This is a genomic window from Actinomadura kijaniata (genome assembly GCF_014138665.1).
Taxonomy (GTDB): domain Bacteria; phylum Actinomycetota; class Actinomycetes; order Streptosporangiales; family Streptosporangiaceae; genus Spirillospora; species Spirillospora kijaniata.
Window position 1 is genome coordinate 1023681 of record NZ_JACJIA010000001.1, and the last position, 23063, is coordinate 1046743.

Genomic DNA, 23063 nt, shown 5'->3' on the forward strand with positions numbered 1-23063 from the left:
CGCCGGGGGCGTGGCAACGGGTAGGGCATGGACACTCCTCGCCGGCCGGTCGGCATTTCCGAAACGTGTTGTGATCGCGACCATAACTTACGATCACGCGCGGCGACCATGACTTACGTAACCGACAGATCTCACTGACCGGGGAAGGGGACACCCCCTGCGTCGGATACCGGGGGCGCCGGCTCGTCGCAGCCCTCGAACTGCGGCACGGTCCGGGTGTAGTGCAGCCCGACCGGGCCGAACCAGCGGCCGAGCAGGCGTTCGGCGGTGCCGTCCTGGTACATGGCGGTGATGGCCTTGTTGACCGCCTCGCAGCCGTCGACGTCGTCGCGGCGCAGCCCGATGCCGTAGGGCTCGTCGCTGAACGGCGTGCCCGCGATCCTCAGCTTCGGCCCGCCGGTCCGGGCCGCCTGCGCCGCCAGGCCCGCCAGGATCAGGTCGTCGGTGGAGACCGCGTCGAGCCGCCCGCCGCTCAGCATCGCCAGGCACTGGGCGTACCCCCGGGCGCGGCCGGGCACGACGGGGACGCCCTTCTCCTCGCGGACGCGCCGGTAGGACACCGAGCCCTCCACCTCGCACAGCCGCTTCCCCTTCAGGTCGCGCGGGCCGCGCACGCGTTCGGACGCGGGCACCAGGATGTCCTGGTGGGCGATGTAGTAGGGGCCGGCGAACGTGACGCGGGTCTTGCGTTCGGGGGTGATGGAGTAGCTGGCCACCACCATGTCCACGGCGCCCCGCTCCAGCAGGGCCTCGCGGTCGGCGGAGGTGACCGGCCGGAACGTCAGCCGCCCGGCGGGCACGCCCAGCCGCCGCGCGACCTCCCGGGCGATGTCGACGTCGAAGCCCTCGTAGCCGCCGCCGGGCGTGCGCATCCCCAGTCCGGGCTGGTCCGGGTAGACGCCGACGACCAGGGACGGCCGGGTGGTGACCGACTCGGCGGCGGCCACCCCGCAGGCGCCGGCGCCGGACGCGAGCGCCACGGCGGCGGCCAGGGCACGGAACGCCCGCGCGCCCCGAGCGGCGGTCACCGGTATTCCGCCAGCCGGGGACGGACGCCGACCAGCACCAGCACCAGGATCAGCAGCCCGGCGGCGGGCACCACGAACTCCCAGCCGCGGGTGCCCTTGTCGCCGTCGGCCACGGCCTGGTCGAACGCCCTGCGGTGGATGCCGCTGAGCTGGACCAGGGAGGCGTCGTAGGCGGCGAAGTCCCGGGCCGAGCCGCCGAGCCGCTCGCCGATCGCCTCGCCGCGCCGCCCGCCGTTGACGAGCTGCCGGATGCGCTGGTCGTCGCGCTGGTACCGCTGCCAGTGCCCGAGCACCTGCGGCAGCGTCCGGTCCAGGTCGGGCATGGTGTCGTCGGCCGCGACCCGCTTGGCCTCGCTGCCGAGGAACCCGAGCATCTGCGGCGAGCGCAGGTCGCTTACGCCCGTCTGCACCTTCCCGGCGTACTCGCTCAGGCTCCGGGCCGGCAGGTACAGCACCGACTGGGACTTGCTGAGGAACACCTGCTCGTAGGTGTCGGCGCGGCCGGGGTCCAGCAGGTAGCGGGTCTGGTCGGCGTTGGCGCTGTTGCCGATCGCGCGGGCCCGCGACAGCGCCAGGATCGAGTCGAACCCGTCCTGCTTGGCCTTCTTCAGGTGCCCGGCCTGGCCGCCCAGCATCACCGCCGCCGACGCGGTCAGCAGCAGCGCGACGACCGTGGCCGCCGCCAGCGCCGGGTTCAGCAGCCGCCGGAACCGCACCATCAGGAACAGCTGCAACCCGACCAGCAGCGCCAGCAGCAGCACTCCGGTGACCACGACCCAGACGGTGCCGGAGACGACCGCGCGCCGCTCGTCCTCGTAGGTGTGGCGGACCAGGGTGCCGTTGTCGAGGGTCAGGTTGTAGGCCTTGGGCAGCAGGTCCAGCTTCATCAGGTCGGTGGCGTTCCGGTAGAGCGCGATGACCTCCTGCGACGGCGGGCCGGGCGCGTGCGAGGACTGCCCGTCCAGTTGCAGGGCGCGACCGGCGAGGTTGTCGTAGCGGCCCAGCGCGTCCAGCAGGTCGCGGGCGGTCCGCTGCTCGCTGGTCTCGTCGGCGAGCTTGCCCGCCGCCAGCAGCGCCTCGCCCGCCGCCCGGCGGTTCTGGTCGTACCGCGACAGCGCCTGCTCGCGGGTCAGGCCCAGGCCGGTGCTGCGGCCGACCAGCAGCGCGTTGGCGAGCTGGGCGTCCATGTCGGTGAGCGCGAAGTACAGGTCGCCGGTCGCCACGACCTGCGGGCCGGCGTCGTGCCCGATGACCCGCACGCCGTCCCGGGCGTCGTCGACCGCCGCCCACAGCACCCCGAGGGACACCCCGAGCGCGACGACGACGGCGGTGGTGAGCGCGCGGACGCGTCCCGCGGTCGTGGACGGCGTCAGCCGCCGCCGGCGGCGCGGGGCGGCCGGCGCGGCGGCCGGGACGGCGGCGGGCGCGGGCGTGGCGGGCGCCTGGGCGGGGGGGCCGGGCGACGGGGAGACGGCGGTCATGTCGGCTCGCCTCTCGTGAGGGTGATGGTGGTCCAGGCGCCGACGTGGATGCGGTCGCCGTCACCGACGGGGACCTCCACGTTGAGCGCGATGGGCTCGGTGGCGCCGTTGAGGCAGGTGCGGTTGCGGGAGCCGGGGTCGACCAGCGACCAGTGGTCGCCGGGGCGGGCCAGCAGCACGGCGTGGACGTGGCTGACGCCCGGGTCCTCCGGCGGCTCGCGCAGGTCGATCTCGGGGACGACGCTCTTGGACGAGCTGCGCCGCCCGATGCGGATCTGCGAACCGGTGAGCGGGATGCGGCGTTCGGGGCAGTAGGGCGGGAACGTCAGCCCCGTGTCGGGGCCGAGCTCGGCGAGGACGCGTTCGAAGTAGTCGCGGTCGGCGTTCACCACCGCGAACCATCCGGTGTCCGGAGCCGTACCACCGGCCGGGGCCGCCGGGAAGGAGGGCGTGACGCGGACGGGGGGAGAGGAGGGGTCGGCGATGGTCGGCGGGTCGGCGTCGGGGAGCTGGACCGGGTCCCGCGTGGAGGGGGACGGGGAGGACGGGCCGCCGCGCATGAGGGCGAAGTCGTAGCCGCACGCCTCGCAGAACCGGTCGGTCTTCGGGGTGCCGCAGTCCGGGCAGGGCGTGCCGGAGGAGGAGGCGGAGGTTCCGGCCGCCGCGCCGCCCGGCGGCGCGGCCGTGCCCTCGATGAGCTCGCCGCAGACGTCGCAGTAGTCGGGGGTGGCGGACCGGTGCCCGGCGGGACAGTCGACCGTGCTCAACGGCGTCACCCCTCGTCTCTGCGGGTGCGCACGGTCTTGGTGGAGGAGGTGTCCAGGGACATCTCGTCGGCCTTGTCGACGTTCTTCTTCAGCCGGATGGTGCCGGTGGCGGCGTCCTCGATGTCCACGACCTTGCGCAGCGCGGAGGTGATGGCGTCGTTGCCCGCCTCGTCGGCCAGCTGCACGGCGCGGCCCAGCCGGGCGGTGGCGGTGGCCTCGTCCCCCTGCCGGCGGGCCTCCAAGCCCTGCTGGATGACCTCGGCCAGCTCGGCCTGCCCGGTGTAGTGCGCCACCCGCTTGTTGATCTTGGTGGAGGCGGCCTCGTCGTCGGTCCAGTGCGCCAGGATGTTGCCGGTGGCCAGGACCTGTTCCGGCTGGCCGTTCGCGCCGGGCACCACGAGCTGCACCCAGGCGGCGCGCCGCTCCTTGCCGACCTCGCCCGGCTCGACCTCCACGCACAGGTGGTAGTCGCGGCTCTCGGTGCCCCACGCGCCCAGCGGGTAGTCGCCCGCCTGCGGCGCGGCCTCGGAGCGGCGGCCGGTGAGGTCCTCCACGCTCGGCAGCACCTGCTTGACGAACCGGACCTTGGCGGTCTGCGGCGTCCGCACCCGCAGCGCCACGTCGGCGACGGCCTTGCCCATCGCGGCCTCGGTCATCGCCTGGAAGTCGGCGACCAGGTCGGCGGGGTCGGCGACGATGTCGACGCTGCCCAGCAGCGCGCTGGACACCTTGCGCAGCTCGGCGACCTCCCAGTCGGTGCCGACGCCCCGGCAGTCGCACACGAACCGGCCGGTGCAGCGGAACAGCGCGGCGTCCAGCTCCTGCGGGGTCTCGTGCTGGTTCTTGCCGTCGGTCAGCAGGATCGCGTGCCGGATGCCGTCCTGGTAGGGGTCGAACAGCTGGTCGGCCAGCCGCAGCCACGAGCCGATCGCGGTGCCGCCGTGCGCCCGCAGGGCCCGCAGCGCGGCATTGGCCTCCTGCCGGGTGCGGTCGTCGGCCGGGACGAGCCGCTGCTCGCGCGGGTAGATCATGGAGGCGGTGTTGGCGCCCGACACCACCGCGAACATCACCCCGTCGCGCAGGGTGTCGACCGCGGTCTGCGCGGCGGCGACGGCCGCGCGCAGCTTGGTGTCGGGGTAGGACATCGATCCCGAGGTGTCGATGATGATCACTTCGGCGGCGCGGGCGGGGGCGGCGGCGACCGGGCCGCCGGTGGACTCGACGGAGACGATCGCGTGCACCTCGCGCCCGCCCTCGGGCAGGTACCTGTTCTGGTCGATCGCGATGCTGAACTGCGGCTGCTCGCTCATGGCTGCTCCGTGCCGGTGAGGGTGACCGGGATGACGGCCACGGTGATGTTGTCGCGGCCGCCCGCGTCCAGCGCGTGGCGGACCAGCGCGCGGGCGGTGCCGAGGGGGTCGCGGGCGGGGTCGCCGACGGCGTCGTCGGTGGTCGCGGCCAGGGCGTCGGCGCGCGGCAGGTAGTTCCACAGGCCGTCGCTGCACACCAGGACCGTGCCGGGCCCGCCGAAGGAGTAGGTGCGCACGTTCGGCCGGATGCGGCCCGCGTCCGCGCCGAGCCAGCCGGTGATGACGTGCGCGTTGGGGTGCGCCTCGGCCTCCTGCTCGGTGAGCGCGCCCTGGGCGACCATGTAGGCCGCCCAGGAGTCGTCCTCGGTGAGCTGGGCGGGCGCGGTGAGCGCGGTGAGGTCGGCGGTGTCGGGGGCGGTGGCGTTCAGGTCGGCGGTGTCGACCTCCACCGGGTCGGCCGCGGGGAGGTCGACGCGGGTGGCGTCGGGGTCGGCGTCGGGGTCGGGCGACGGCAGCCAGTAGACGCGGCTGTCGCCGATCCAGCCGACGGTGACCGACTTCGGCGTGGTCACCGCCGACACGTAGGTGCAGGACGGGGCCTCGTGCTCGGAGGCCGCCAGCGCGGTGACGGCCTCGGCGGCCCGGTGGATCGCCGCCCGCGTCGCCGACTCGGCGTCCTCGCCCGCCGCCAGCCGGGACGCCAGTTCCGCCGCGGCGGTGTCGGCGGCGGCCCGGGACGCCTCGTGCGGGCGCGGCGACGACCCGACGCCGTCGCAGACCACGGCCGCGACGCCGGTCGGGTGCGCCGACAGCGCGAGGGCGTCCTCGTTGCGGCTGTAGCGCTTGCCGCGGTCGCTGGCGCCGACCGCCAGCGGGTGCCCGTTCACGCCGGGCAGCTCCAGCTCCAGGTGGTCGCGGGCGGCGGGCTGGCGCAGCCCGCACCGCTCGCAGTAGCCCTCGGCGTCGATGCTGGTCGCGCCGCACCCGGTGCAGGTGCGCGCGGGCTCCGGCGGGGTCGCGCCGCCCAGCCTCTGTCCGCACGCCTCGCAGTAGCCCTCTCCGGCGTAGACCACCTCCCCGCACTGGGGGCAGGCCAGTTCGGCCGTCTTCTCCACGCTCGGTCCTCCGTTACAGCAACGTCCGGGGCCGGACCGCGTTGGCGGCGTCGATCAGTTCGCGTCGCTCCCGTCGGTCCTGCGAGTGGCGGGCCAGGGCCCGGTAGGTCTTCTCCAGTTCGCGGCGCAGCGACGGCTCGTCCAGCGGGACGCCGAGGACCTTCCCGCCCTGTCCGGGGCTCTGCCCGGCGGGCCGGCGCGTCCACTCCAGGGCGGCCTCCAGCACCTCGGCGGCGAGCCGGTCGCGCCGCCGCCCCTCCAGGTCCAGGCGGCCCAGCCGGTCGCCGACGCCGGTCAGCTCGGCGGCGGTCAGCTCGGCGGGCGGGCGGCCGCGCACGGTCGTGGTGATCGCCGCGACCTGCGCGGGGACGTACCGGATCGACAGGCGGGGCACCGAGTCCAGCACCGCGACCGCCGCCGCCCGGTCGCCGCGCGCCAGATGGACGCGGGCCAGGCCGAACGCGGCGTTGATGTAGGTGTCGTCGGTGCGCCACACCGTCTCGTAGAGGCGGGCGGCGTCGGCGGGCGCGTGCGCCTCGCGGCAGTGGGCGAGGGCGAGCCTGGGCGCGGCCTCGCCGGGCAGCAGCGCGTAGATCTGGTCGAACCGGGGCCCGGCCTCGGCCAGGCGGCCCTCGGCCAGCAGCGCGACCGCGCGGTGCCACGCGATCCGCCAGTCGCCGGGCAGCCCGGCCTCGACCTGGTCCAGCAGGGCGTGCGCCGCCGGGAACTCGCCGCTCTCGGCCCGGACGCGCGCGGTGGCCAGCAGCACCTCGGGGGTCTGCTCGGGGACGGACGCGAGGGCGGCGGCCTGCTGGGCCGTCTCCAGCGCCGTCAGCCCGGCCACGAGCTGGGCGGCGGGGTCGGCGGCGTCCACCAGCGGGACCGGCAGGGACGCGGCGGCGACGCGCGGCGGGACCGGCGGCAGCGCCTCGCCGGTGGCGGCGGCGTCGGTGGACACGGCCGCGCCGGGCGCGAAACGCTCCGGGCCGAACAGCGTCGACTGGGCGGGGCGCGGGTGGCCGTCCTCGGCGGCCAGCACCTCGCGCAGCACCCCGGTGAGCTGCTCGGCCATCTCGACGGCGTCCTGGAACCGCTCGTCGGGGTCCCGGTGGGTCGCGCGGCGCAGGAACCGGTCGAACGACTCGAACCGCGCCAGCACCGGCACGTCCTCGCGCGGCGGCAGATCGTACTCGTAGGTGGTCTGGTAGCCCTTGAACTCGAAGCTCATCACCGCCAGGGCCCGCCCGACCGTGTAGAGGTCGGAGCCGACCGAGGGGCCGTGGTCGGCGATCTCGGGGGCCTGGTAGCCCTTGGTGCCGTAGATCGCGCCCTCGTCGTCGCCGATCCGCCGCACGCCGCCCAGGTCGATCAGCCGCAGCTGCTCCTCGGACTGGATGACGTTGTCGGGCTTGAAGTCGCAGTAGACCAGGCCGCGGGCGTGCAGGTAGGCGAACGCCTGGAGCACCTCCAGCGCGTAGGCGATGGCCTGCGCCAGCGGCAGCGACCCGCCGCCGTTCTCCTCGCGGTGCCGCAGCAGGATGTCCTTCAGCGACTCGCCGCCGACGTACTCCATGACGATGTAGCCGTCGGAGCCGTGCTGCACGAAGTTGTAGATCTTGACGATGTTGGGGTGCTCGACCTCGGCGAGGAAGGCGCGCTCGGCGGCGGCGGCCTCGATCGCGTCGGGGTCGGTGGTGTTGAGCAGGCCCTTGAGCACCACCCAGCGGTCGGAGACGTTGCGGTCCTTGGCCAGGTAGATCCAGCCGAGGCCGCCGTGCGCCAGGCAGCCCAGCACCTCGTACTGCCCGGCGACCAGGTCGCCGGGTCCCAGCTTGGGCGTGTAGGAGAACGCGGTGCCGCACTTGGGGCAGAAGCCCTCGGTCCGGCCGGGCTTGCCCTCGCGGGTGCGGCCGACGGGCTCCTCGCAGTTGGAGCAGCGGCGGCGCTTCTCGGGGACCCGCGGGTCGCGCATCACCGCCGCGGACGGGTCGCGGTAGGGCACGCGCGGCACCTCGACCAGGCCCGCGCCGAGCATCCCGCGCCGGGCCGAGCGCCCCGAGCTGCCGCGGGTGCCGCCGGTGCGCAGGCTGCCGCCGGACATCCCGGTGCTCGCCGAGACCGAACCGGCGGTCGGGGAGGTGCCCGTGGTGCCGGGTCCGGTGGGCGCGGCGGCGGGTGGCTCGCCGCACGTGAGGCAGTAGCCGTCCGCGATCGTGCCGCCGCAGCCGGGCTGGGCGCAGCGGTCCGGCGCGGCGGACGGCGCGCCGCCGCCCCCGGGGACGGCGCCGTCGCCGGAGGTGGTCCCGGGGGCCGGAGCCGACGAGGGGGGCATACCGCATTCGACGCAGTAGCCGTCCTGGACGGTTCCGGAGCAGCCCGGCTCGGTGCATTGGGTCGTCATCCGTTCGCCCCTTTCGAGCGTGCGGCGATGGCCTGCTGGTAGCCGGACAGGGCCGTGGTCGCCCTGCGCAGGTCGCACGGCGATGTCCAGAGGAGTTCGCGGATCCGCCGGTAGGCGTCCGACAGCCCGGGGTCCTCGGCGAGCCCGAGCCGGGCGGCCTTCACCCGGTAGGCGTCCAGCCGCCCGCGCAGCTCGTCGCGGCGCTCCAGCAGGCCGGTGATGAGGTCGGCGGCGGTGCGCGCCTGCTCCAGGGCGGTGGCGGCGGCGCGTTCCAGGTCGGCGACGCGGACGGCCAGGTCGCTCCAGTCGCCCCGGCCGGTCGACGCGCGCAGGGCGTCGAGCCGTCCCGCCAGGACGGCCGCGGCGGCGGGCTGCGGCGGCAGCACCGGTTCGTAGATCTTCACCAGGACCGTCTCGCGGGCGCGCGCCGCCTCCACCTCGGCGGCCGCGGCGCGCTCGATGGTGGCGCGCAGGGCGTCGAGCCGCTGGGTGAGCCCCGAACGCAGCCGCGCCACCTCGGCGATCCGTTCGCGCAGCGCGCTCAGGTCCGCGCCGATCCGGTCGAACCGCGCGGTGTCGGCCCGGCCGTCGCGGCCGAGCGACAGCGGGTCGGTGCGCACGGTCGCGGCGAGCGCGTCGAGCTCGTGGCCGAGCCGTTCCAGGCCGGGGTCGGACAGGTCCAGCGAGACGGCCAGGTCGGCGGCAGCGTGGCGGTCCCGCAGGGTCTCGTCCAGGCGGGTCAGCAGCGGCGACCACACCGCGTCCACGGCGGCGACGAGCCGCACGGTCTCCTCGTACAGCGGGGTCATCCGGGCGACGACCTGCTGGAGGGTCAGCCTCTCCCCGGCGGGCGGGCCGAGCAGGGTGCGCCGCTCCAGCGGCACCTCCGGGGCGGGCAGCTCCACCGACGGCCCGGCCAGCAGCCAGGTCAGCTCGGCGAGCTGGGCGGGCCCGGGGCGCGGGTGCCGGGCGCGCAGCGTCTCGGCCGCGTCCAGCGCCCGCTGGTAGTGGTCGAACAGCTCCCACAGCGCGCTGGTGCGGGAGCGGACCTCCGCCTGGCGGCGGGCGGTCTCCCCGGTGAGGGCGGCCCCGTCGAGCAGCCGGTGACCGGGGTGGTCCGCCAGTTCCAGCAGCGCCGCCCCGATCCGCTCGCGCTCGTCGCGCAGGTGATGCAGCGTCCGGTCCGCCTCGTCCCGGGACATCGGCGGACGGCCCGCTCCGGAGTGGTTCAACGGCGGCCCCGCAGACGACCCATGATCGACCCCCGATTCCCCCGATGGAGCTCTTAGGGAGATCAGTGTTCCGTATCGGGAGGGGTCCGCTCAAGGGGTGCGAAGTCCTACGACAAGGGGCATGCGGGGGGTTCGGAAACCCCTGCCGCGGAGCCCTCCAGAATGTCAGTGTTCGAACGTATTATCGAACTATGGCGAACGATGCGACCCACCACGAGACCGCACTCACCGCCGCCGAGATCGCCTCCCTGGCGCTCTCCCTGGCGCACCTGGGCGCCGGACCGCAGGCGGCCACGGCGCGCCGTGCCCTGCGCGGCCTGCTGGACACCGACGCCCACGCCGACGACCTGTACGGCGACCCGCACGACGCGGTGATCGCCATGACCCTGGCCACCCTGACCGACCCGATGGACGCCGCCACCGCCGACCGCGCGCGGGTGATCGCGGCGGCCATCACCGAGCACCGCGTCGTGCGGCTGTGCTACGGCGACGCCGCCGCCAACGTCACCATCCGCGAGGTGGAGCCGGTGACCTGCCTGGTCCACCGCGACCACTGGTACCTGGTGGGCTGGTGCCGGATGCGGCGCGGCGTGCGCGCGTTCCGGTTCGACCGCATCCTGGCGGTCGAGTCCACCGGGATGCCCGCCCGTCCCCGCCGCGCCGAGCGCTACCTGCCGTTCCAGCGTCGCACCGCCACCGCCGCCTGACCGCTCGCGCCGCCCGGCCCGGCCGGGCGGCGTGCGGGGAAGGGCGCGGGCCACGGGACCGTGCGGGGCGGTTCCGTGGCCCGCGTTCCCTCAGCGTCCGATCAGGCCCGGCAGTGCGCGGGGCAGTGCGCGGGGCAGTGCGCTGGGCACCGCGCGGGGCACGGCGCGGGCGGCGCGCGACAGGTTCCGGCCGATCCGGCCGAGGGGCGTGCGACAGGGGTCGGCGGCCTGCTCGGCGCGCAGCCCGTCGATGATCTCCTCGACGGCCTTGCGGGCCAGGTCGCGCACCTCGGTGACCGCCAGGTCGTCGTCGTGCGTGCCGCGCCAGGGCGCGGTGTCGATGGGCTTGCCGAAGCCGAAGTACAGGCGTTCGGGGCGGGGGATCGGGGTGGGGCCGATGCCGCGCGTGACCGGCACCATCACGTCGTCGCGCGCGCCGCGCTCGCCCAGCAGCAGCCGGCCGAGGGCGCGGCCCGGGGCCAGCAGCGGGCTGTCGGGGTCCAGCACGGTCGTGAACATCTCCTCCGCGCCGACCGTCCCGAACGGCACGATCGGGCAGCCCGCCTCCACCGCCAGCCGGGCGAAGCCGAGCCGTCCCTCCCACTGCAACCGGTAGAGCCGGTCGCGCCCGCGGGTGGCCTCCCGGGCCCCGCCGGGGAACACCACGACCATCTGGCCCGCGTTCAGCAGCGCGCGGCAGTTGTCGCGGGTGCCGTCCACCGATCCGCCCAGGTCCATGACCGTGCGCCAGCCGGGGACCATCCAGTGCGCGTGGTCGGCCACCGAACGCACCCACACGCCGCGCCGCCGGTGGATCTCGAAGAAGATCAGCGGCGCGTCGACGATCCCGTAGACGGTGTGGTTGCCGACCAGCAGCGCCGGCCCGCTCTCGGGCAGGTTCTCCAGGCCGTGGAAGACCGGGGAGGTCCAGGCGCGCCACGGCTCCAGCGCCAGGTCGGCGGCGCGGATCAGGGGCGCCGGGGGCGGGGTCCAGTCAGCGGGGGAGGCCATGGCGCGCATGCTAGGCGAAACCGACCGGGCGCCTGACACGCGGGTCAGTGCCTACTTACAAACGTGCTGGTGGCGGCCGCTGTGAGGCTCCTCACAGCAGCCCCGCGTACTCGCCCCCGTCCACCGGGATCGCGCTGCCGGTGACGAACCTGGCCTGCTCGGAGCAGAGGAACGCCACGAACGCCCCGAAGTCGCCGGGGTCGCCGACGATCCCGGCCGGGATCTCGCTGGCGACCTGCTCCCAGTCGCCGCCGCGCAGCGTGCGCAGCCGCTCGGTGGCGTGGAAGCCGGGCAGCAGCGAGTTGACGGTGACGCCGTCCTTGGCGACCTCCAGCGCGAGGGTCTTCAGGAAGCCGGTCGCCCCGGCGCGGGCGGTGTTGGACAGGATCAGGGTGGGGATCGGCTGCCGCACGGTGATCGAGGTGATCGCCACGACCCGACCCCAGCCGCGCTCCTGCATGGCGGGCACGGCGGCCTTGCACATCGCCACCGTGGACATCAGGTTCAGGTCGATCGCGGACTGGTAGGCGTCCAGCGGGGTGGCCGCGAACCCGCCGGGCGGGGGCCCGCCCGCGTTGGTCACCAGGATGTCCACGCCGCCCAGCGCGTCCTGAGCCTCGCGCACGAACGCGGTCGCGCCCTCGGGCGTGGACACGTCGGCGACGACCGGGTGGGCGCCCTCGCCCAGCTTCCGGGCGGCCAGGGTGAGCCGGTCCCGGTCGCGCCCGCAGATCGCCACCCGCACGCCCTCGGCGGCCAGCGTTCGCGCGGCCGCGTAGCCCAGGCCGCTGCTGGCGGCCGCCACGGCGGCCCGTCGGCCGCTGAGTCCAAGATTCACTCTTGAGAGGCTATCGTCCCCGGGCGGACGCGCAGCGTACGGGCCCCGCGGCACGGCCGGCGGGGGTCGGCGGCGGCCGGCGGCTTGCCGGATCCGGCCAACACCGCCGTGCGGACGGTGGAGCGTTCTAACGTCGCGGCATGGACATCACCGACATCCGTCCGTTCCGCGTCGAGATTCCCCAGGAGGACCTCGACGACCTGCGCGAACGGCTGGCGAGGACCCGCTGGCCCGCCTCCCCGGCCGGGGAGGACTGGGCGCGCGGCGTCCCGCCCGGCTACCTGCGGGAGCTGGCCGAGTACTGGCGCACCGGCTACGACTGGCGGGCGCAGGAGGCCGAGCTCAACGGGATCCCGCAGTTCGCCACCGAGATCGACGGGCAGCGTGTCCACTTCCTGCATGTGCGGTCGCCCGAGCCCGACGCGCTGCCGCTGCTGCTGGTGCACGGCTGGCCCAGCTCGCCGCTGGAGTTCCGGGACGTGATCGGCCCGCTGACCGATCCGCGCGCCCACGGCGGGGAGGCGGCCGACGCGTTCCACGTCGTGATCCCGTCGCTGCCCGGCTACGGCTTCTCCACGCCGCTGGCCGGGGAGGGCTGGGGGAACCTGTTCCGCGTGGCGCAGGCGTTCGCCGGGCTGATGGACCGGCTCGGCTACGGGCGGTACGCCGCGCAGGGCACCGACGCCGGGACGGGCGTGGTCGGCATGCTGCCGATGCTCGCGCCGGGGCGGATCGTCGGCACGCACCTGACCGGGACGACGGCGGGCATGCCGTTCGGGCCGCCGCTGGACCCGGGCGCCTTCACCGGCCGGGACCGCGAGCGCGCCGAGCGCTTCAACGCCTTCCGCGAGGAGGGCTCGGGCTACCTGCACATCCAGGCGACCCGCCCGCAGACCCTCGGCTACCTGCTCAACGACTCCCCGGCCGGGCAGCTCGCCTGGATGACCGAGAAGTTCCACGAGTGGACCGACCCGGCCGCCAAGCTGCCCGACGACGCGGTGGGCCGGGACCGGCTGCTGACGGCCGTCAGCGTGTACTGGTTCAGCGGCGCGGGCGCGTCGTCGGCGCACGCCGTCCACGAGGGCGTGCAGGCGTGGAGGCAGATGGCCGCGCACCAGCCGCGGGGGGAGATGCCCGCCGGGCCGCCGACCGGGGTGGCGGTGTTCGCCGCCGACACCACGATCCGGAGCCTCATGGACCCGGACGGGCGGATCGCGCACTGGTCGGAGTACGACCGGGGCGGGCACTTCCCGGCGATGGAGACCCCGGACCTGCTGGTCAGCGACCTGCGGACGTTCCTGCGCCCGCTGCGCTCGGTATCGCGTCCCAGCGGCACCTGATCTTCCACTGGATCACGTGTAGCCGATCACGTGGTGCCGGACATCTCGGGGTGATTCAGAAATGAGAACCCCCGGGAGGTCAGGTGTACGTGCGAAGATCACGCCCGTCCATGGCGGCACTGGCGGCGGTGGCGGGATTCGCGGTGTCGGCGGGGGGTACGGCCTTCGGCACGCCGGTGAGCGCGTCCGCCGTGGCGCCGCCGGGTTCCGCTCGAACGGTCACGCTCATCACCGGTGACAAGGTGAGGGTCAGCGGTGGCCGGGTGAGCGTGACCCCGGGCGCGGGCCGGTCCGGCGTCACGTTCCAGGTGTTCACGGTGCGCGGGCACCGCTACGTGATCCCCAAGGACGCGGCGCGCCTGGTGGGCGAAGGGCGCGTGGACCGGCGGTTGTTCGACGTGACCCGGCTGGTGGCCTGGCGGTACGACGACGCCCACCGGAACGCGGTGCCCGTCATCGTCGAGAACGCCCGTGGCGTCCGTTCCGCGCAGGTCACCGGGCTCGCCGGTCGGCGGTCGTTGCCGTCCCTCGGCCTGGACACCGCTGCGGTGCCCAAGAAGGACGCGGCCTCCGTGTGGCGGACCCTGGCGGGCCAGAAGGGCCGTGGACTCGCCGCTGGAAGCGTCGCCAGGCTCTGGCTCGACGGCAAACGCACGGCACGGCTCGACAAGAGCGTCCCACGGATCGGCGCCCCCGAGGCCTGGCGCCAGGGCCTGACCGGCAAGGGCGTCACGGTCGCGGTCCTCGACAGCGGTTACGACGCCGGCCACCCGGACCTGAAGGGCGTGGTCACCCGGTCGCGCGGCTTCACCGACGCGGGACCGCGGGACGTGGCCGACAAGCTCGGCCACGGCACCCATGTGGCCTCGACCATCGCCGGTTCCGGAGCGGCCTCCGGCGGCAGGCACAAGGGGGTCGCCCCGGACGCCAGGCTCGCGGTCGGCAAGGTGCTCGACGACGAGGGGAACGGAAGCGACAGCGGAATCCTGGCCGGGATGGAGTGGGCCGCGACGGAGGTCCGCGCCAAGGTGATCAATATGAGCCTGGGCGCCCCGGACGAGGACGGCGTCGACCCGGTGGAGAAGGCCGTCAACGACCTGAGCGCCCGGACGGGCACGCTGTTCACGATCGCGAGCGGCAACAACGGGCCCGGCGCGCGGACGCTCGACAGCCCCGGCGCCGCGGACGCCGCGCTCACGGTGGGCGCGGTGGACGGTGACGACCGCGTCGCCGGTTTCTCCGGCCGGGGCCCCCGGCGGGTGGACGGCGCGATCAAGCCCGACGTCACCGCTCCCGGCGTCGACATCACCGCCGCGCGGGCGGGCGGCGGATACGCCACGGCGTCCGGCACGTCGATGGCCACCCCGCACGTGGCGGGTGCGGCAGCCATCCTGGCCCAGCGGCATCCGACCTGGACGGGCGGCCGCCTGAAGGCGGCCCTCATCGGCTCGGCCGCGCCCACCCCCGGCGCCCCGGCCCCGCACCAGGGCTCGGGCCGGATCGACGTGGCCAGGGCGGTCGCCACCGGCGTCGTACCGGAATCCGGCAACGTGTCCACGTACCTGCGCTGGTCGAAGCGACCCGCGCCGGTCACCCGCGAACTGGGCTACTTCAACTCCACCGACCGGCCGGTCACGCTGAAGCTGGAGCTCCGGACCGACCGGCCGACCGGCCGGAACGTCTTCGGGCTGGTCACCACCTCGCTGACGGTGCCCCCGGGCCAGAGCGCCGCGGCCGGCCTGCGGGTCACGGGTGAGGGCGTCCCTCCGGGCGTCTACGGCGGGGTCGTCACCGCCACTGCGCCGGGGGTCTCGGTCCGCACCGTGGTCGGGGCGTTCGCCGAGCCCAAGTCCCACGACCTCGACCTCAGGCTCACCGACGCCGCCGGGCGGCCCGCCTCGAACCCGTTCTGGATCGTGCCCGCGGACATGTCGACCGAGCCGGAGGCCGTGCTGGTCCGCGACGGCGCCGTCCGGGTCAGGCTGCCGGACGGGGAGTACCGGCTGATGGGCTCCGTGCCGGCCGATGCCGAGGGCGGCGGATGCGGCGCGATGATGGCGTTCCACCCGGTCCGGCTCGACCGTGACACCACGGTGCACCTGGACGCGCGCCGGGCGGCGCGGATGTCGGCGACGATCGACGACCCCGCCGCCAAACTCAGCGAGTACCGCGATTTCGCTCTCGCCTACCAGCGCGACGGCAAATCCACGGGATACACCGTGCTGACCGACTGCCCACCGGACAAGAACGGACTGTTCCCGGTGAAGGACCCCGGCCTCACCTACTACCACCACCTCTTCTGGATGAAGCAGGGCGCCGCGGGCACGCCGCCGACCCGGTTCGACGCGTATGACCTGCGCCACGGGGGGCTGCCCGCCGATCCCGCCTACGCCGCGCGGACCGCCGACATGGCCAAGGTGACCCAGACCGTCAAGGGGCAGGGACGCCCGACCACCGGATACTTCTCGCTGGTGGCCGACATGCCCGGCATCAGCCCCGCGTTGATACCCGTCTGGCCGGTGAGCGCACCGTCCACCCAGACTCTGTACGTGACGTCCGACCCGCGCTTCCGGTGGTGGGCCTCCTTCTACTACGGCGAGGGGGAACCCGGATACATCACCGGCGATGCCCGGACATGGGTCAAGGGCCGCGCGAACACCGGCACCTGGAACACGGCCGTGATCGGCCCGTCGGTGGCCGGGGTGGTCAACCAGGTCCGGACGCCGTTCGGTTCCCGGGACGGCGACGAGATCGCCGTCCTGGGCGGAGCGCTCTATGGCGACAGTACCCCCGGCCGTGGAGGGTGGGACGACCGCGCCACCGGAACGATCAAGTTGCTGCGCGGCGGCAAGGCGCTGAAGACCGTGCCGCTGAGGGAGGGCGAGCTGAGGGCGAGCGTGCCCGCCGGGCCGGGCGACTACACGGTGACCGCGTCGGGCACCCGCAAGGACTCCGACAGCCCACTGTCCACCCGTGTCGACGTCAAGTGGCGGTTCGCCTCCTCCACCACCCGCAAACCGACGCCGCTGCCCCTGCGTTCGATCCGGTTCGCGCCCAGGGGCCTGGACGGCCTGAACCGCGCCCGGGGCGGGTCGGCCACCACGCTGCCGATCTCGGTGGACGCCGTGGCCGGGACCGGGCCGGTCGCCGTCAAGAACCTGAAGGTGTGGGCGTCCACCGACGACGGCCGCACCTGGAAGCCACTGGCACTCACGGTGAAGGGCCGTGGCTGGGTGGCCCGGGTGACCAACCCCGCTCAGGGGTTCGTCTCACTGAAGGCCGCGATGACCGACAAGGCGGGTAACGCCGTCGACCAGACGGTCATCCGGGCGTACGCCATCTCCTAGGCCACGGCCGGGGAACATCCGCCGATCCCGCACTCAGCGCGCTCCGAAAAGGCGCATGAGTGCGAGGTCGGCGGTCTGGTGCCGTGTCCCGCGGCACGGCCACCGTCCGACCTCGAAGGATGGCCGCCTCACGTCCGGGCCGTCGCCGACCCGTGATCTCCAGGTGCGGCCGGAGCGTTGGGAGGGACACCGAGCAGCCGCAGGTACATGGCGGTGACCTGGGCGACCACCTCGTCGTGCCGGGCGGGATCGGCGGTCACGATCCGCGCGAACCGCTCCAGCACCCCGGCCATGGCCTCGGCGATGGCCCGGCCCGGCGCGGCGGGGTCGGCCAGGCCCCGCGCGGTGACGCGTTCGATGTAGCGGGCGGCGCGGCGGACCGGGCGCTCCCGGATCTCCCGCCAGATCTCCTGGATCTCGGGGTCGGCCAGCGCCTGGTGCTCGATCACCGTCATCAGCTCCAGGTGCGCGGCGTAGGCGGCCAGCAGCGCCGTGATCGACTCGTGGGCGAGCGCGTGCGGGTCGTCGGCGTCCACGCCGGGCACCTCGTGCGCGGCCAGGAACGCGTCGCGCACCCGCCCGGCGACCGCCCGGAACACGTCGGCCTTGGAGGCGAAGTAGACGTAGCAGGTGGCGCGGGACACCCGCGCCTCCTCGGTGATGTCGGCGATGGTGGTGCGGGCGTAGCCGAGGCGGGCGAAGACCCGCGCCGCGCTGTCCAGCAGCAGCGTGCGCGTCTCGCTGTCGCGCCCCGCGCGGACGGTGCGGGCCGCCCAGGGGGTCTTCGCCGGTGCCATCGGACCAGGGTAGACGCTCGCCCGGCTCAGGGCCGGGCGCCGAACGCGGGCCGCCCGGTCAGCTCGGGGAGCAGCCGGTAGGCGTCGCGGACCCAGTCGCACAGCAGGGGGCGGCTGTCGCGCGGGTCGATGAGGTCCTGCACGCCGAACCGCTCGGCGGTGCGGAACGGGGACGCCACCGCGGCGAGCCGCCGGCGGATGAGGGCGATGTCGCGTTCGGGGTCGTCGCTGTCCTGGAGCCGCGCGCGGAACGCGGCCTCCACCCCACCCCGCATCGGCAGCGAGCCCCAGTCGCCCGACGGCCACGCCCAGCTCCGGACGGCGCGGTGCCGGTTGACGATCCCGGCCCCGCCGACGCCGTACACGCGCCGCAGGATCAGCTCGGCCTGGGGGACGCGGGCCTGGTAGACGGCGGTGATCGCGCGGGCCCCGTGGCGGATGGTGGCGCGGCGCTCGGCCGCCGACCCGATCGTCATCCCGGCCTGGTCGGTGAGGCTGACGATCGGCAGGTGGAACGTCTCGCACAGGTCCACCAGCCGGGTGACGGCCTGCGCGCCCTCGGCGGACATGGTCGCGCCGCGGAACGGGTCGGCGGCGATCACCCCGACGGGGTGGCCGTCGAGGCGGGCGAGGGCGGTGACCGTCCCGCCGCCGTACTCGGCGTACCGGAACACCGAGCCCGCGTCGAAGACCGCGTCGAGGATCGGGCCGAGGCGGTAGGGGGCGCGGGGGTCGCGGGGGATCGCGGACAGCAGGTCGTCGGCGCGGCGGTCGGGGGAGTCGGCGCCGGCCGTGACGGGCGGGGTCGCGAAGACGCTGGCGGGCAGGTAGGACAGGAAGGCGCGGATCACCTCGAACGCCTCCGGCTCGGTGCGGACGAAGCGTTCGACGGTGCCGTTGCCCCGGTGGACGGCGGCCCCGCCGAGCTGCTCCTTGGTGAGGTCCTCGCCGGTCCCGCCGCGCACGACCGGGGGTCCGGCGGTGAACAGTTGCCCGACGCCCTCGACCATGACCGCCAGGTGCGACATGACCAGGCGGGCCGCGCCGAGGCCGACGGTGGGCCCGAGGCAGGCGGCGACGACCGGGACCAGGGACAGGTTGTCCACGACGGCGTCCCAGGCGGGGTTGACGGGGACGTAGGAGTAGCCCGCCTCCATCGCCATCTTGACGCTGCCGCCGCCGCTCGCGCCGTCCAGCAGCCGCACCACCGGCAGCCGCATCTCGCGCGCGTACTGCTCGGCGAAGACCTGCTTGGCGTGGATGGCGGCGTCGCCGGAGCCGCCCCGGACGGTGAAGTCGTCGGCGCCGAGGACCACCTTGCGGCCGTCGATCCGGGCGGTCCCGGCGACGAAGTTGGCGGGCAGGACGCCGGTGAGGTTCCCCTCGTCGTCGTGGTCGGCGAAGCCGGTGAGCGCGCCGATCTCCTGGAAGGTGCCGGGGTCGGCGAGGGCGGCGACGCGCTCGCGGACGGTGAGGCGGCCGGTGGCGTGCTGGCGTTCGACCTTGGCGGGGCCGCCCATGCGGTGGGCCAGTTCGCGGCGGCGTCCGATCTCGGCGACCTCGGCGGACCAGTCGCCGCCCGGGGCCCGCTCGGCGGCGGCCCGGTCGGGGACGTCGGCGGGTTCGAGGAACAGCAGCGCCGCGCCCTCGTCGACGAGGTCGCCCTTGGCGGCGTTGAGGAGGCGGACCACGCCCCCGGCGTCGGCGCGCACGACGTGCTCCATCTTCATGGACTCCAGGGCCATGAGGGGAGCGCCCCGGTGGACGCGGTCGCCCTCGGCGACCTCGACGCCCACCACGACGCCCTGCATGGGGGCGGGGACGGGCACGGTGCCCTCGGGCGCGGGGGTCCGCGTCGCGGTCTCCTCGCGGAGGGGTTCGGGGGCGGTGAGGAGGGGGCGGTGCCCGGCGGCCAGGAGCTCGGCGAGGTGGTCGGGGACGAAGGCGGTGTCGGCGCCGGGCAGGCCGGGGTGGCGCAGGACGGCGCGCAGCAGGCCGATGTTGGTGGGGACGCCCTCGACCTGGAACTCGGCGAGGGCCCGCTCGGCGCGGGCGCGGGCGGCGTCCTGGTCGGGACCCCAGGCGATCACCTTGGCGAGCAGGGAGTCGTAGCGCAGGCTCGTGCGGTACCCGGTGTAGCCGTAGGTGTCGACGCGCACGCCGGGGCCCGAGGGCGGGGTGAAGGCGGTGAGGGTCCCGGCGCGGGCGCGGGGCGTGCCGTCGGGATCGATGGTCTCGGCGTTGACGCGGGCCTGGACGGCGACGCCCCGGACCTGCGGCGTGCGCGCGAGCCCGACGTCGGCCAGCGTCGCGCCGTAGGCCAGGCGGATCTGCGTCTGGACGAGGTCGACGCCGGTGACCTCCTCGGTGACGGTGTGCTCGACCTGGAGCCGGGGGTTGGCCTCGATGAACCAGAACTCGTCCCCGCGCACCAGGAACTCGACCGTGCCGAGCCCCTCGTAACGGACGCGCCCGGCCAGCGCCGTGGCGGCGTCGAGGACGCGCCGGCGCAGGTCGCCGGGGAGGCCGTGGGCGGGGGCGATCTCGACGAGCTTCTGGTGGCGGCGCTGGACGCTGCAGTCGCGCTCCCACAGGTGCACGACGCCGGTGCCGTCGCCGACGACCTGCACCTCGATGTGGCGGGCGCGTTCGACGAGGCGCTCCACGTACAGGTCGCCGTCGCCGAACGCCTGGAGCGCCTCGGAACGGCAGCGCTCGTAGGCCTCGTCCAGTTCGCCGACGTCGTAGACGGCGCGCATCCCGCGTCCCCCGCCGCCGGACAGGGCCTTCACCATGACGGCCCCGTGCTCGCCCGCGAACGCCCGCGCCTGCTCCAGCGTCGTCGGCCCGGTCGTCCCCGGCACCACCGGGATCCCGGCCTCGCGCGCGGCGTCCCTGGCCCGCGCCTTGTCGCCGAACAGCTCCAGCACCTCGGGCCGGGGCCCGACGAAGACGAGCCCGGCCTCGGCGCAGCGGCGCGCGAACCCGGCGTTCTCGCTCAGGAACCCGTAGCCGGGATGGACGGCGTCGCACCCCGCGGCGAGCGCGGCCTCGACGACCGCCGCGCCGTCCAGATAGGCGGCGACGCCCTCGCCGGGCAGCCCGCGGGCGGACCCGGCCCGCCTGACGTGCGCCGACGCGGCGTCGTCCCGCGCGAACACCGCCGTGCTCGGCAGTCCCAGCGCGTCGGCCGCGCGCATCACCCGCACGGCGATCTCACCTCGGTTGGCCACCAGGATCCCGGTCATCGGCTCCCACCTGCGCGTTGACGTTGACGTCAACGACATCTTGGGGGCGGGCGGTGATCTCCGCAAGGGTGTCGGTGGCGGTGGGTAGCGTGCGGCCCGTTCGTTCGTGGAGCGAGGAGAGGGAGTGGCGCATGGGCGCGAAGACGGGGCTGCTGGCGTTCTCCGACGGGGACGTCCGGCCGTTGCTGAGGCGCGCGGCGCGCCCGGACCCGGCCGGGGTGGAGGCGCTGGTGCGGCGGGTCCACCCGGACCACGCGGTGGAGCCCGGGGAAGAGGGGGCGCTGGCGTACTCGACCTATCCGCCCGACGACGTCACCTACGCCACCGTGCTGCCGGGGGCCGAGGTGCTGTGCAGCCGGCGGTTCATGCTCGACCATCCGTCGGAGCTGCCCGAGCACCTGCTGACGCTCGGCGAGGGACGGCGGATCATCACGCACTCGATGCACTCGGTGGTGGACTGGCTCGCGTTCTCCGTCTGGGAGGACGGCGCGCTGGTGCGCTCGCTGAGCCTGTCCCCGGACAGCGGCGTCATGGAGGACATCGGTGAGCCGCTGCCGTTCGAGCTGCCGTACTGGGCGGGCGAGCACCCCGTCGAACCCGATCCCGCCTGGGACGACGGGGAGCCCTACCCGCTGCCGTTCCACCCGCTCGACATGGGCGAGGACGCGTTGCGGGCACTGTTCGGCTTCATCCTTGAGGGAGCTCCCGAGAACGACGACATCGACGCCTCCACCGTGCCGGTGCGCGGTTTCCGGGTGTTCGACCCCACGGGCGAGGAGCAGGCCGCCCGCGAGGCCGAGATGGCGAAGGCGATGGAGTCCATGGGCCCGCCACGGGTCTTCACCCTGGGCCCGGACGGAACGTGGCAGGAGGACGATCGGCTACTTGACGGCTAATGGCAAGTACTTGCTAATGTTCGTCAAGTGGGTACTGCGGAGCATGTGGAGCTGGCGCGCGAGCTGACGCGCCTGGTCGAGACGCGGATCGTCGATCCGCTGGAGATCCTGCTGGATCCCGGCGACGACGTGGGTGACGTTCGGGAACGGCTGCGGGTGCAGGCCGAGGTGTGGGCCGCGCAACTGCTGGGCCCGGACGACCGCACGGCCGTCATGGCCTCCGCGCGGCTGATCGCCGCGCTGTTCCCCGGCGACGGGCCGTTCGATCCGCCCGACGCGTGGTGGCGCACCGCCTTCGGCCGCGCCGTGGCGCGGCGGGCGGGCCACCCGGGGGCGGAGGCGGTGGGCTCCGCCACCGCGGCGGCGATGCTCGGCATCACCCGCCAGGGCGTCCACGACCTGGTCAAGCGCGCGAAACTCGATCGTCACCCCGACGGCGGGGTGACGACCGCGTCGATCCGCGCCCGGCTCAACCTCCCCAAGGAGCAACGTGTCGCAGCACGACGTGACCCTCACTGACCACACGATCCCCCTCGCCGTGCGCGACCACGGCGGCGACGGCCCGCCCGTCCTGCTGCTGCACGGCCTGGGCGGCACGCTGGACGCCTGGCGGGAGGTGGCCCCGCCGCTGACGGCCGCCCACCGCGTGGTCGCCATGGACCTGCGCGGGCACGGCCTGTCGGGCGACGCCCCCTGGGAGTGGGACGCGGCCCTGGACGACATCGAGGCGGTCGTGGACCGCCTGGGCCTCGGCGCACCGGCGATCGTCGGCCAGTCGCTCGGCGGGATGCTGGCCCTGCTGTGGGCCGCGCGCCATCCGGAGTGCCCGGCCGTCGTCAACCTCGACGGCCTGCGCTCGGCCGAGAACGAGCCCGGCAACTACCCCGGCCTGGACCCGGCCCTGGTGGAACGCGAGCTGGCGCGGCTGAAGGCGATGTTCGACGCGCAGCAGGCGGCGATGGCCCGGCCGGTGCCGTCCGAGCAGGTCGCCGCGTTGCCGCCGCGCGCCGTGGCCACGCTCGACGGTGACAGCTACCGGCGGCCGGGCCCGGACCTGCTGGCCGCCGTGCGGTACTCGCCCCACTTCCGCGACGCCGTCCCGTCGCTGCCGAAGGTCCGGTGCCCCGCCCTGATCGTCCTGGCCACCCAGGACCCGCCGGGCATGCCCGGCGGCGAACTCATGGCGGCCCTGCGCCGAGGGGTGCGCCGCGACCTTGCGCCCATCACCGAGGCGCACCCCCACATCCGGGTGGTGGAACTGGACGCCGGTCACGACATGGTGCGGGAGAAGCCCGACGACGTGACCCGGCTCATCACCGACTTCCTCGCACGCGCGCGCGAAACCTGATCAGCGGAACGCCTCCATGCGCGTTTCCAGCTCGATGCCGGAGGGGGCGCGCAGCGTTGTGCGGCGGCCGTTCAGGGTGAGCAACGCCCACCACTCCGTGCCGTCGTACACGATGCCCCAGTGCGGCCAGGCGGTCCGCAGCCGTTCCAGCCACGGGGCCGCCTCCGTGGGGGTGAGGCTCCGGGCGGGACGCATGG

The 23063-nt window shown here is 74.8% G+C and carries 18 protein-coding genes; 6 read left to right on the forward strand and 12 right to left on the reverse strand.

Going from position 1 to position 23063, the window contains the following annotated elements; genetic code table 11:
- Positions 1-131: 131 nt before the first annotated feature.
- The 7 genes from HNR61_RS04925 to HNR61_RS04955 are packed head-to-tail and all read right to left on the reverse strand — an operon-like array spanning position 132 to position 9304.
- Positions 132-1028 (reverse strand): glutamate ABC transporter substrate-binding protein, encoded by an 897-nt coding sequence (locus tag HNR61_RS04925; protein WP_182841825.1) that lies wholly within the window; start codon positions 1026-1028, stop codon positions 132-134.
- Positions 1025-2509 (reverse strand): GlnX family signal transduction membrane protein, encoded by a 1485-nt coding sequence (locus HNR61_RS04930; RefSeq protein WP_246441952.1) that lies wholly within the window; start codon positions 2507-2509, stop codon positions 1025-1027. The genes HNR61_RS04925 and HNR61_RS04930 overlap by 4 nt, the downstream gene beginning before the upstream one ends.
- Positions 2506-3276 (reverse strand): FHA domain-containing protein, encoded by a 771-nt coding sequence (locus HNR61_RS04935; protein WP_182841826.1) that lies wholly within the window; start codon positions 3274-3276, stop codon positions 2506-2508. Before HNR61_RS04935 ends, HNR61_RS04930 begins: the two co-directional genes overlap by 4 nt.
- A 5-nt stretch (positions 3277-3281) precedes the next feature.
- Positions 3282-4586 (reverse strand): vWA domain-containing protein, encoded by a 1305-nt coding sequence (locus tag HNR61_RS04940; protein WP_182841827.1) that lies wholly within the window; start codon positions 4584-4586, stop codon positions 3282-3284.
- On the reverse strand, positions 4583-5701 hold the full coding sequence (locus tag HNR61_RS04945) for a PP2C family protein-serine/threonine phosphatase (protein ID WP_182841828.1): 1119 nt from the start codon (positions 5699-5701) through the stop codon (positions 4583-4585). The genes HNR61_RS04940 and HNR61_RS04945 overlap by 4 nt, the downstream gene beginning before the upstream one ends.
- Positions 5702-5714: 13 nt before the next feature.
- Positions 5715-8102: a serine/threonine-protein kinase gene (locus tag HNR61_RS04950; RefSeq protein ID WP_182841829.1), complete on the reverse strand. Its 2388-nt coding sequence runs from the start codon at positions 8100-8102 to the stop codon at positions 5715-5717.
- The gene (locus HNR61_RS04955; RefSeq protein WP_246441953.1) at positions 8099-9304 is read right to left on the reverse strand and encodes a hypothetical protein; all 1206 of its coding nucleotides are present in this window, start codon (positions 9302-9304) and stop codon (positions 8099-8101) included. The genes HNR61_RS04950 and HNR61_RS04955 overlap by 4 nt, the downstream gene beginning before the upstream one ends.
- A gap of 221 nt (positions 9305-9525) precedes the next feature.
- On the opposite strand from HNR61_RS04955, the gene HNR61_RS04960 reads away from it, so the two are divergent.
- Positions 9526-10041 carry a helix-turn-helix transcriptional regulator gene (locus HNR61_RS04960; protein WP_067813238.1) on the forward strand — a complete coding sequence of 172 codons (516 nt, stop codon included), beginning with the start codon at positions 9526-9528 and terminating at the stop codon, positions 10039-10041.
- A 90-nt stretch (positions 10042-10131) separates the two neighbouring features.
- Here the strand turns inward: HNR61_RS04960 and HNR61_RS04965 are convergent, their stop codons facing one another.
- Entirely contained in the window at positions 10132-11052 is a 921-nt protein-coding gene (locus tag HNR61_RS04965) for a lysophospholipid acyltransferase family protein (protein ID WP_182841830.1), read from the reverse strand.
- A gap of 91 nt (positions 11053-11143) precedes the next feature.
- On the reverse strand, positions 11144-11890 hold the full coding sequence (locus HNR61_RS04970; RefSeq protein ID WP_182841831.1) for an SDR family oxidoreductase: 747 nt from the start codon (positions 11888-11890) through the stop codon (positions 11144-11146).
- A 140-nt stretch (positions 11891-12030) separates the two neighbouring features.
- Here HNR61_RS04970 and HNR61_RS04975 point away from each other — a divergent pair, with 140 nt between their 5' ends.
- Positions 12031-13230: an epoxide hydrolase family protein gene (locus tag HNR61_RS04975; RefSeq protein ID WP_182841832.1), complete on the forward strand. Its 1200-nt coding sequence runs from the start codon at positions 12031-12033 to the stop codon at positions 13228-13230.
- 263 nt (positions 13231-13493) lie between these two features.
- Positions 13494-16577, forward strand: a complete 3084-nt coding sequence (locus tag HNR61_RS04980) for a S8 family peptidase (protein ID WP_182841833.1) — start codon at positions 13494-13496, stop codon at positions 16575-16577.
- Positions 16578-16705: 128 nt separating this feature from the next.
- Here HNR61_RS04980 and HNR61_RS04985 read toward each other — a convergent pair whose 3' ends face one another.
- Both HNR61_RS04985 and HNR61_RS49045 read right to left on the reverse strand, forming a co-directional pair.
- Positions 16706-17374, reverse strand: coding sequence for a TetR/AcrR family transcriptional regulator (locus HNR61_RS04985; RefSeq protein ID WP_182841834.1), 669 nt, complete (start codon positions 17372-17374; stop codon positions 16706-16708).
- A gap of 26 nt (positions 17375-17400) precedes the next feature.
- Positions 17401-20622, reverse strand: a complete 3222-nt coding sequence (locus tag HNR61_RS49045; protein WP_182841835.1) for a carboxyl transferase domain-containing protein — start codon at positions 20620-20622, stop codon at positions 17401-17403.
- Between the two features lie 131 nt (positions 20623-20753).
- On the opposite strand from HNR61_RS49045, the gene HNR61_RS04995 reads away from it, so the two are divergent.
- From HNR61_RS04995 to HNR61_RS05005, 3 genes are read left to right on the forward strand one after another with little or no spacing between them, the layout of a single operon-like run.
- Positions 20754-21518, forward strand: coding sequence for a DUF6928 family protein (locus tag HNR61_RS04995; RefSeq protein ID WP_182841836.1), 765 nt, complete (start codon positions 20754-20756; stop codon positions 21516-21518).
- Between the two features lie 27 nt (positions 21519-21545).
- Positions 21546-22037, forward strand: a complete 492-nt coding sequence (locus HNR61_RS05000) for a hypothetical protein (protein WP_182841837.1) — start codon at positions 21546-21548, stop codon at positions 22035-22037.
- Entirely contained in the window at positions 22009-22866 is an 858-nt protein-coding gene (locus HNR61_RS05005; RefSeq protein WP_182841838.1) for an alpha/beta fold hydrolase, read from the forward strand. Before HNR61_RS05000 ends, HNR61_RS05005 begins: the two co-directional genes overlap by 29 nt.
- Here HNR61_RS05005 and HNR61_RS05010 read toward each other — a convergent pair whose 3' ends face one another.
- A complete protein-coding gene (locus tag HNR61_RS05010) occupies positions 22867-23061 on the reverse strand; it encodes a hypothetical protein (protein WP_182841839.1) in 195 nt (64 codons plus the stop codon). It lies immediately after the preceding gene.
- Positions 23062-23063 lie beyond the last annotated feature (2 nt).

Excerpts from the sequence above, each read along its gene's own strand:
- HNR61_RS04930 (WP_246441952.1), bottom strand. The coding sequence starts at position 2,509 with ATGACCGCCGTCTCCCCGTCGCCCGGCCCCCCCGCCCAGGCGCCCGCC.
- HNR61_RS04940 (WP_182841827.1), bottom strand. The coding sequence starts at position 4,586 with ATGAGCGAGCAGCCGCAGTTCAGCATCGCGATCGACCAGAACAGGTAC.
- HNR61_RS04950 (WP_182841829.1), bottom strand. The coding sequence starts at position 8,102 with ATGACGACCCAATGCACCGAGCCGGGCTGCTCCGGAACCGTCCAGGAC.
- HNR61_RS04955 (WP_246441953.1), bottom strand. The coding sequence starts at position 9,304 with ATGTCCCGGGACGAGGCGGACCGGACGCTGCATCACCTGCGCGACGAG.
- HNR61_RS04960 (WP_067813238.1), top strand. The coding sequence starts at position 9,526 with ATGGCGAACGATGCGACCCACCACGAGACCGCACTCACCGCCGCCGAG.
- HNR61_RS04965 (WP_182841830.1), bottom strand. The coding sequence starts at position 11,052 with ATGGCCTCCCCCGCTGACTGGACCCCGCCCCCGGCGCCCCTGATCCGC.
- HNR61_RS04975 (WP_182841832.1), top strand. The coding sequence starts at position 12,031 with ATGGACATCACCGACATCCGTCCGTTCCGCGTCGAGATTCCCCAGGAG.
- HNR61_RS04985 (WP_182841834.1), bottom strand. The coding sequence starts at position 17,374 with ATGGCACCGGCGAAGACCCCCTGGGCGGCCCGCACCGTCCGCGCGGGG.
- HNR61_RS49045 (WP_182841835.1), bottom strand. The coding sequence starts at position 20,622 with ATGACCGGGATCCTGGTGGCCAACCGAGGTGAGATCGCCGTGCGGGTG.
- HNR61_RS04995 (WP_182841836.1), top strand. The coding sequence starts at position 20,754 with ATGGGCGCGAAGACGGGGCTGCTGGCGTTCTCCGACGGGGACGTCCGG.
- HNR61_RS05010 (WP_182841839.1), bottom strand. The coding sequence starts at position 23,061 with ATGCGTCCCGCCCGGAGCCTCACCCCCACGGAGGCGGCCCCGTGGCTG.